This is a genomic window from Eubacterium sp. BIOML-A2, from assembly GCF_009680135.1.
Lineage (GTDB): Bacteria > Bacillota > Clostridia > Lachnospirales > Lachnospiraceae > Faecalicatena > Faecalicatena contortus_B.
Genome location: NZ_WKZK01000070.1, coordinates 1 through 7,853, shown reverse-complemented (window position 1 = coordinate 7,853; position 7,853 = coordinate 1). Strand labels below are relative to the sequence as shown.

7 protein-coding genes and 1 tRNA gene are annotated in these 7,853 nt (G+C 46.3%); 2 read left to right on the top strand and 6 right to left on the bottom strand.

The features are described 5' to 3' along the window. Positions 1-45: 45 nt before the first annotated feature. Positions 46-1,515, top strand: coding sequence for a xylulokinase (gene xylB, locus GKG43_RS19885; protein WP_129880078.1), 1,470 nt, complete (start codon positions 46-48; stop codon positions 1,513-1,515). A gap of 308 nt (positions 1,516-1,823) precedes the next feature. After that, complete coding sequence (locus GKG43_RS19880; protein WP_055152642.1) at positions 1,824-2,462, top strand: lactate utilization protein; 639 nt, start codon at positions 1,824-1,826, stop codon at positions 2,460-2,462. A gap of 135 nt (positions 2,463-2,597) precedes the next feature. Here the strand turns inward: GKG43_RS19880 and GKG43_RS19875 are convergent, their stop codons facing one another. The 6 genes from GKG43_RS19875 to GKG43_RS19850 all read right to left on the bottom strand — a co-directional run bounded on the left by GKG43_RS19875 (position 2,598) and on the right by GKG43_RS19850 (position 7,685). Then, a complete protein-coding gene (locus tag GKG43_RS19875; RefSeq protein ID WP_055152640.1) occupies positions 2,598-4,028 on the bottom strand; it encodes a HAMP domain-containing sensor histidine kinase in 1,431 nt (476 codons plus the stop codon). Positions 4,029-4,046: 18 nt separating this feature from the next. Continuing rightward, complete coding sequence (locus GKG43_RS19870; protein ID WP_347562165.1) at positions 4,047-4,739, bottom strand: response regulator transcription factor; 693 nt, start codon at positions 4,737-4,739, stop codon at positions 4,047-4,049. Between the two features lie 33 nt (positions 4,740-4,772). Then, positions 4,773-5,552, bottom strand: a complete 780-nt coding sequence (locus tag GKG43_RS19865; protein WP_055152636.1) for a lantibiotic immunity ABC transporter MutG family permease subunit — start codon at positions 5,550-5,552, stop codon at positions 4,773-4,775. Continuing rightward, positions 5,546-6,319 (bottom strand): lantibiotic immunity ABC transporter MutE/EpiE family permease subunit, encoded by a 774-nt coding sequence (locus GKG43_RS19860; protein WP_055152704.1) that lies wholly within the window; start codon positions 6,317-6,319, stop codon positions 5,546-5,548. Before GKG43_RS19860 ends, GKG43_RS19865 begins: the two co-directional genes overlap by 7 nt. Beyond that, the gene (locus GKG43_RS19855; RefSeq protein WP_055152634.1) at positions 6,319-7,020 is read right to left on the bottom strand and encodes a lantibiotic protection ABC transporter ATP-binding protein; all 702 of its coding nucleotides are present in this window, start codon (positions 7,018-7,020) and stop codon (positions 6,319-6,321) included. Before GKG43_RS19855 ends, GKG43_RS19860 begins: the two co-directional genes overlap by 1 nt. Positions 7,021-7,614: 594 nt before the next feature. Continuing rightward, a tRNA-Cys gene (locus GKG43_RS19850) sits at positions 7,615-7,685 on the bottom strand. Positions 7,686-7,853 lie beyond the last annotated feature (168 nt).

Sequence of the window (7,853 nt, the reverse complement as noted above, 5' to 3'; positions counted from 1 at the left end):
GTCTGACCCCCTTGCCCGACTTTTTTGAATGATGCGGAGGTTAATATGTTATATATAGGTGTAGATTTAGGTACTTCAGCAGTGAAGCTTTTGCTGATGGATGAAAACGGTAAGATCCACAATATCGTTTCTAAAGAATATCCCCTGTTTTTTCCACACCCCGGCTGGTCGGAGCAGAATCCACAGGATTGGTATGCGCAGACTGTTGAGGGAATCAGGGAATTGACTGCCGATTGCGACAGGCAGCAGATTGCCGGTATCAGTTTTGGAGGGCAGATGCATGGACTTGTGGTACTGGACGAGAAGGACGAGGTTATCCGGCCTGCAATTCTCTGGAATGACGGAAGGACCGGTAAAGAGACGGATTATCTGAACCAGGTGATTGGAAAAGACAAATTGTCTGGATACACGGCAAATATCGCTTTTGCCGGATTTACAGCGCCGAAGATTCTTTGGCTGAGGGAAAATGAGCCGGAGAATTTTGCAAGAATCAGTAAGATTATGCTTCCAAAGGACTATCTGGCATATAAGCTGAGCGGCGTGTTTTGCACAGATTATTCCGATGCATCCGGTATGCTTCTGATGGATGTGAAGAATAAATGCTGGTCTAAGGAAATGATGCAGATCTGTGGTGTTACAGAGCAGCAGCTTCCCACGCTCTATGAGAGCTATGATGTTGTAGGGGATATGAAAGCTGATGTGGCAGCAGAGTTTGGTTTTGGCAGCGGTGTAAAGGTTATCGCAGGAGCCGGGGATAATGCGGCGGCAGCGGTAGGTACCGGAACGGTGGGGGATGGGATGTGCAATATCTCTCTTGGAACATCCGGCACAATTTTTATCTCAAGCAGTTCTTTTGGCGTGGATGACAACAATGCGCTGCATTCATTCGCCCATGCAGACGGCCATTATCATCTAATGGGCTGTATGCTAAGTGCTGCATCCTGCAATAAGTGGTGGATGGATGAGATTCTGAAGACAAAAGAATATGCAGCAGAGCAGGAGGCTATTGTCAAACTGGGAGAAAATCAGGTATTCTATCTGCCATATTTGATGGGAGAGCGCTCCCCGCACAATGATCCGAAAGCAAGGGCAACGTTTACGGGAATGACTATGGATACTACAAGAGAGGAAATGACCCAGGCCGTACTGGAAGGCGTGGCATTCGGGCTGCGAGACTCTCTGGAAGTGGCCAGAAGCCTTGGTATCCGGATCGAAAGAACAAAGATATGCGGCGGCGGGGCAAAGAGCCCGCTCTGGAAAAAAATTATTGCGAATGTCATGAACCTGAAAGTAGATGTCATAGAAAGCGAAGAAGGCCCCGGATACGGAGGCGCGATCCTGGCAGCAGTAGGCTGCGGGGAATATGCATCCGTGGAAGATGCAGCAGGCAAGCTGGTAAAGGTGATTGAGACCGTGGAACCAGATGTACAGCTGGTAGAAAAATATGAAGAACGCTATCAGAAATTCAGGAAGATATACCCGGCCATGAAAAAACTTTTTCAAGAGCTGGCTTAATAAGTGCAAAAGGGGGGACTGACCCCAGTAGTACGCAAGGTTTAGTTTTTCGGCTGGTATATCCGACCGGTAGGAAAGGCTTGTCCACTGGGAGTGGCTCCAAAATGGTGACAGCGTATTAATTCGCTTGGCAGGCTTGCAGTTATTCCTTCATTTCGCGCCCCCATATGTCTACAAGACTTGAAGCTTGCGTTAACCTTCCTTTGAAACTTAAAAATGTTTCTGCCAGGTAGATTTTTCCACCCGCAATGCTTATAATGAATATGTGAAGAACATGTAAACCTTGTAAATGACAGGAGGATGAAAGTATGGATAATTACCGTGCAGAACGCAATCAAATACTTGCAGAACACATGATTAAGAATCTAAAAAGCCGTAATATGGCTGGTTATTATGCAAAGACGAAAGAGGAAGCCCTGAAAATGGCGCTTGAGATGATGCCGGAAGGAAGCAGCGTAGGCTGGGGCGGTTCTGCCTCCGTGACGGAGATTGGACTGAAGCAGGCGGTCTGTGAAGGCAATTATCAGGTGATCAACAGGGATGTCTGTAAGACTCCGGAGGAAAAGCGTCAGGCAGAACTGGCATGCTTTGAGAGTGACTACTTCCTTGCCAGCTCCAATGCCATTACATATGATGGAATACTGGTTAATATAGATAAGTTCGGGAACCGGATCGCGGCCATTGCCTTTGGAGCGAAAAATGTGATTCTAATCGTTGGAATGAATAAAGCGGTTAAAAATCTGGAAGAAGCACTGAGTCGTGTGCACAATGAGGCTACCCCCATAAATGCAGTTCGTCTGGGCATAGATACACCTTGCAGGAACAATGGGCTGTGCTATGACTGTAAAGGTGCAAATTCCATGTGCTGTCAGGTGCTTGTGACGCGTAATTCGGGAGTAAAGGAAAGAATAAAAGTCATACTTGAGAACGACAATCTGGGATTTTAAAGAGAGGATACCGCCGGGACAAGGGAAAAGTCCACCGGCGGTATTGCAGCAGTGCTAAAGTATGCAAGCCCCTCATGAGGGAGGGGGGAGGAGGTGAAGTGGGCTTGCCCAATTCACCTTTTATAATGCTTTTAGTTATGAAATACTATGACAAAACATCACACACGCTCCGCCCGCTTTTGTGTTTTCGATTTCCACAGTACCGCCAAGCTGTTCCACTAATTGTCTGACAATATAGAGTCCAAGCCCGGAATGCCCGCCGTCCGACTGCCGGGCTTCATCGCCGCGATAGAATTTTTCAAGAGCCTTATTTAAATCCTTGGGGCTAAATCCACAGCCAGAATCACAAATCTTATACGTAATCCGTTCTTTCTCTGCCTTTACGGAAATGTGAACCGTCCCACCTGCCGGGGTATACCGCAGACTGTTCGAAATAATATTATCAAAAATCCGCGACAGCCTTTCTGAATCAGTCCATATGGTATTCTCCATGTTACCCTGCATCTCCAAAGCAATTTTAATATCCTTTTGCCCTGCCTGCAGCTCAAATTCATGGACTTTCTGCGTCAAAAAATCAGGTAAGCATACAGGCACAAGATTGGGCTGTATGTCTGATGTTTCCAGACCGGATGAATATTGTATCTTTTGGACAAGAGCCGCACTTTTTTCAGCGTTTTCCCGAATAACGCTGAGATACCGGTATAACTTTTCGCTTCCCTCGGAATTGTTTTTAATCAACGCGTCAGTATATCCCAGAATAATAGAAAGAGGGGACTTCAAATCATGGGCCAGCGCCGCTGCCATTTCCACACGTTCCTGTTCCATTTTCCATTGGGCAGACAGCGAATTCTGAAGTTCCCCTTTCATTTCAGAAAAAGCATGGCAGAGCCTGCCCAGTTCATTGTCTGAATGATAGTCGATTTCAAAGTCGAGATCTTTTTCCTGTATCTTTTTGGACGCATCAATCAAAAGTTGGAGGGGCTGATTGATCTTGCGGGCAAAAACTTTTGAAAACAGGAGTGTAAAACCGATGATATAGAGAAACGGAGAGCACAGAGCCAGGACGACAGCTGCGAATACCATTTTTCCCCTGTTATTTGCAAAGGTTGTTTTAATCTGATAGGAGAGAAGGACGGCCCCTGCTGTATTTCCTCTGTTATCCAGGAGAGGAACTGTATAGATGTAATGCCCCTGCCGAAAAACAGTTGTCCCTGCAAAGCTTTGAAATAGTTCTTCCTTTGTCTCAAACGGTTTCCGGGAATCCGAACCATAGAGGATGTCTCCATTTTCATCTACAACCAGATAAAGCATCCCGCCGTCCGGAATGGTATTCTTTAAACCGGTTTCTTCGGACGGGGACAGCAGATCCAGGTTCGTTTCACGAATATAAGCCTCAATACCGGGAACCTGCCGCTCGTAGTAATCCGGAGTATAAATATCACGGTCCAGGGATTGGGTAAATAAAGAAAATGCAATCGCAGAGGTAAGCGCCGTCCCGATTGCGCTGGCTGTCAGAATCCATATTAAAGTACGCCTGAACTGGGAAGCAAGTGATTGATTCTTCATAGAATGTACCCCGCTTTCTTACGTTTTGTTCCACTTATATCCGATCCCCCAGACGGTGGAGATATACTCTTTGTCAGCCGCTGCTGAAAATTTTGCCCGGATTTTCTTGATGCGTTCAACAACGGTGGAGGAATTTCCTTCGGAATCAAAGCCCCATATCTTTTCGTAGATCTGTTCTCTCGAAAAAACCTGACCCGCATGGAGCGCCAGTAATTCTACAATGTCATACTCCCGTTTGGTCAATTCTATGTCTTTTCCATCAACCCTGACAGTGCGTTCTCTCATATCCAGGCACAGTTTTTCAAAGTACAGCTTAGACCGCTTGTTCTCCGCATTCAAGTACTGCGACCGTCTCTCGCGCCGCAGGTTTGCTTCAATTTTCGCCAACAGCTCATGCAGTCCAAAGGGCTTGGTTATATAGTCATCGCCGCCAAGTGTTAATCCTCTGATCTTATCGGTTTCTGACTGCCGTGCACTCAGGAAAATAACAGGGCACAAGACATCATCCCGGATTGCCCGACACACTTCAAACCCATCTATACCGGGCATCATAATATCCAGAATGATCAGGTCCGGCTGTTTTTGTGACAGATCAATACCCGTTTGCCCGTCATAAGCCGTAAGGACTTCATGCCCCTTTGCTTCCAGCTCGTCCTTGAGCAGCATGACAAGGTCTGTTTCGTCATCAATTATCAATATTTTACTCAATATGGCACTCCCTTCTACTTACAAAACAATCACCGTTTATTCGTAGCTTTTCCTTCCAGCCCATATATTAAACCATATCATCCCTCCAATCAAGAACACAATCAGACCAGCTGCTGCAGCGCTGAGTCCTGTGGATGCCGTTTTTATCAAGCCGGATGTAATCTCTGCCTGCGGTAGGGAAACGGTATGTTTGAGGAAGTAAGTGCCCGGGAGCATCCCCAGTTTGACCGGCCATGTCCATGGAATGAGCGGCCATAACCCTGAACCAAGGCCTGTCAGCCCAAGTATTGCCGCCATTAAAAGACCTCCAAAACTAATGCCGACAGAGGCTCCCATTCCCCATGCGAAGCTGATCCACAGGTGAAGTGCAAGCAGAGGGAGGGTTCCTATAACTGTAAGAGTGGCGCCTGCCACAAAGACCCAGACAGTAACTCCTGCCGGCATTGCGGCCTTCATTCCTGCGCAGAGGAGCAATACCGCGATAAATGTACACACGGCCACACAAAAAAACAATAGTAAAAACTTACCGGCATATAGCCTGACACGGGAAAGCCCGGTGCCTAAAAAGCCGGAAAAGTTTCCGGCAAGTTCTTCCTCCTGCACAATGAAACCTGCTAAAACACCTATGCCTGCCGGGATTATAAACACCGTCCAGATTGTAAAAAAACCTTCAAAAGCAAACGCCTGCGTGCTTCCCTCCCGGGCTGCCAGATAGGCAGCCGTACACAGAGAGAATATAACCGGCATACAAAAAGTAAGCCACCGGACAGCCGTCCGCTTTGTCCGGAGCCATTCTGATAATAAGAGATTCAGCATGTTTCTTCCCTCCTGTTAAACCATACAGCGGTAAGCAGTGTAGCTGCCAGAAATACAGCAAATGGCACCACGATTCCGATTGGGATCACGGATGTATCCAAGAGCGGATCGCCGTTTTCTAATATCGAACCATTTGGATGTACTCCAACAATGGGGCACATCAGCCGTATTGCCCAGCTCCAGGGTACCGTAAACCAGAAAGGTTCAGGCGCGGCAAGAACCCCGGCTGTCATGCCCGCAAATCCGATCCCCATGCTCAGAAACAGCCCTTTCCACGTAGCCGCCCACAATTGAATAGGAATCAGGGCAAGGGAAGCTGCCCAGCAGACAATACTTGCTGCTGCAATCTGCCGGAAGGGAATTGCGCCGGATTTTGCGAATACTCCTGCCAGAATTGCGGCAAGGGTCAGGACCATCGATGAAAGCAGGCTGTAGACCGCCATAGCAGCCACCTTATATATCCAAAGCAGCTTTGGTGAAATACAGCGTGAACGTAAGGCGCGATAATTTCCGGACTTCTTTTCCTGCCCGGCCGCTAATGCAGCAAAAAGTGCAAAACCAAGAGGCAGGAATACAAAGGTCCACCAGTTAAAGATCAGGGCTAAAAGGCTGTCCCACATCCAGGATCTGTTCTGCGACAAGGGATGTTTCATAAGCGTTGCCTGCATAATCAGCGCATACCCTGCGAAAAACACCGGAACCAAAACAATTAGTTTTCCCATAAAAGTTCTTTTGTATTTAAGGAGTTCAGATCGAAGTCCATTCATCATTTATACCCTCCATTCATTATAATATCTGTAAAAAAGTCCTCCAGGTCTGCGCAGGGATCAGGGGCGCCCTGAAACAGCAGCCGTCCGTTACTGATTATTCCGATCTGATCCACAACCTGAGCGGCCTCAGAGAGAATATGGCTGGAGAGCAGGACCGTAATGCCTTTTTCAGGAAAAGAAGAGATCAGTTCCCGCAATTCCTGAATTCCGAAGGGATCAAGTCCATTGGATGGTTCATCCAGCACCAGCAGGGCCGGATCATTCAGAAGCGCTACGGCAATACCCAGCCGTTGTTTCATCCCCATAGAAAACTGAGAAGCCGGCTTTTTACCGGTATTTTTCAAATTAACAGTATCCAGCACCTCATGAATCTTTTCGCCGGGTATCCCCAAGAGCCTGGTGTGTACCAGCAGATTTTCTTCCGCCGTAAGGTTGCCATACAAAGCGGGTGATTCAATTAAAGATCCGATTTTTTCCAGGGCATTTCGTTTCCAGGGCTTCCCGTTAAAATAAATTTGCCCCTCCGTGGGCCTTATCAGTCCGGTAATCATCTTCAGCGTAGTAGACTTTCCGGCTCCGTTCGGTCCCAGCAGCCCGTATACACAATTCCGCCTGATCTTCAGGCTGACTCCGTCAACAGCTAATTGATCTCCATAGCGTTTAGATAAATCATTTGTTTTTAGAATAAGATCATTCATATTAGTCGTTCCTTTCCATAAGATTTAAGCGAGCCAAAATTTCCTCAGGAAAAAGCTCATAGTGATTTGCAAAATATTGTACCTGTCTCTAAAGCCTGATAACGGTCCGGCCAACAGGCTATTTGTCTTTTCAGATACACTCTAACACTGAAAGATAACATTTCTATAACAATTGGTATAATAAAAACGATTTACTATTGAAGGTTAAATAAAAAAGTGGTACACACAAAAATGGGAAAGTATGCCTTAAAATGATCTGTTTGACGAAACAGTTGACGCAGGCCGGATCTGTTACTGTTTGACATTATTACAGGGAACTATTAGAATTGAAAAATATTGATTTATTTGTATTTATAGAAGTTTTTCAGAGAAATAGTATACAGCAGACCTAACAGCGGAAAAGACAGTGGGCTGGCAGCTGCCGGGGAGACACGGAATAAGTTTAAAGCCTTTAAAAAGAGAATAATACAGCATAAAAACGGACATACCGTCTTTTGACGATACGTCCGTCCTGGATCAAAGTCTGTCAGCAATCATAACAAGCTCTTAATTATGAACTCATCATTGTGCACCTTAAACTCTTAAGTTTGGGAGAGGCACAGACCGGATTTGAACCGGTGATCAGGGTGTTGCAGACCCACGCCTTACCGCTTGGCTACTGCGCCTTAGCTAATCGCTGTACTTTATATACTACTCAATCAGCTTTTAGATTATACCAAAAAAATCTCAAACCGTCAAGAGATCAAGCGAACTTTAGATTGCGTAAATTTACCTTCGGAAATAATGGTGTAGAGTTCACCCATGATGTACTGATAAAGTATCAGACAATGACT

Bases quoted from the DNA above. Each gene is read 5' to 3' on its own strand.
- xylB (WP_129880078.1), top strand. From the start codon at position 46: ATGTTATATATAGGTGTAGATTTAGGTACTTCAGCAGTGAAGCTTTTG.
- GKG43_RS19880 (WP_055152642.1), top strand. From the start codon at position 1,824: ATGGATAATTACCGTGCAGAACGCAATCAAATACTTGCAGAACACATG.
- GKG43_RS19875 (WP_055152640.1), bottom strand. From the start codon at position 4,028: ATGAAGAATCAATCACTTGCTTCCCAGTTCAGGCGTACTTTAATATGG.
- GKG43_RS19865 (WP_055152636.1), bottom strand. From the start codon at position 5,552: ATGCTGAATCTCTTATTATCAGAATGGCTCCGGACAAAGCGGACGGCT.
- GKG43_RS19860 (WP_055152704.1), bottom strand. From the start codon at position 6,319: ATGAATGGACTTCGATCTGAACTCCTTAAATACAAAAGAACTTTTATG.
- GKG43_RS19855 (WP_055152634.1), bottom strand. From the start codon at position 7,020: ATGAATGATCTTATTCTAAAAACAAATGATTTATCTAAACGCTATGGA.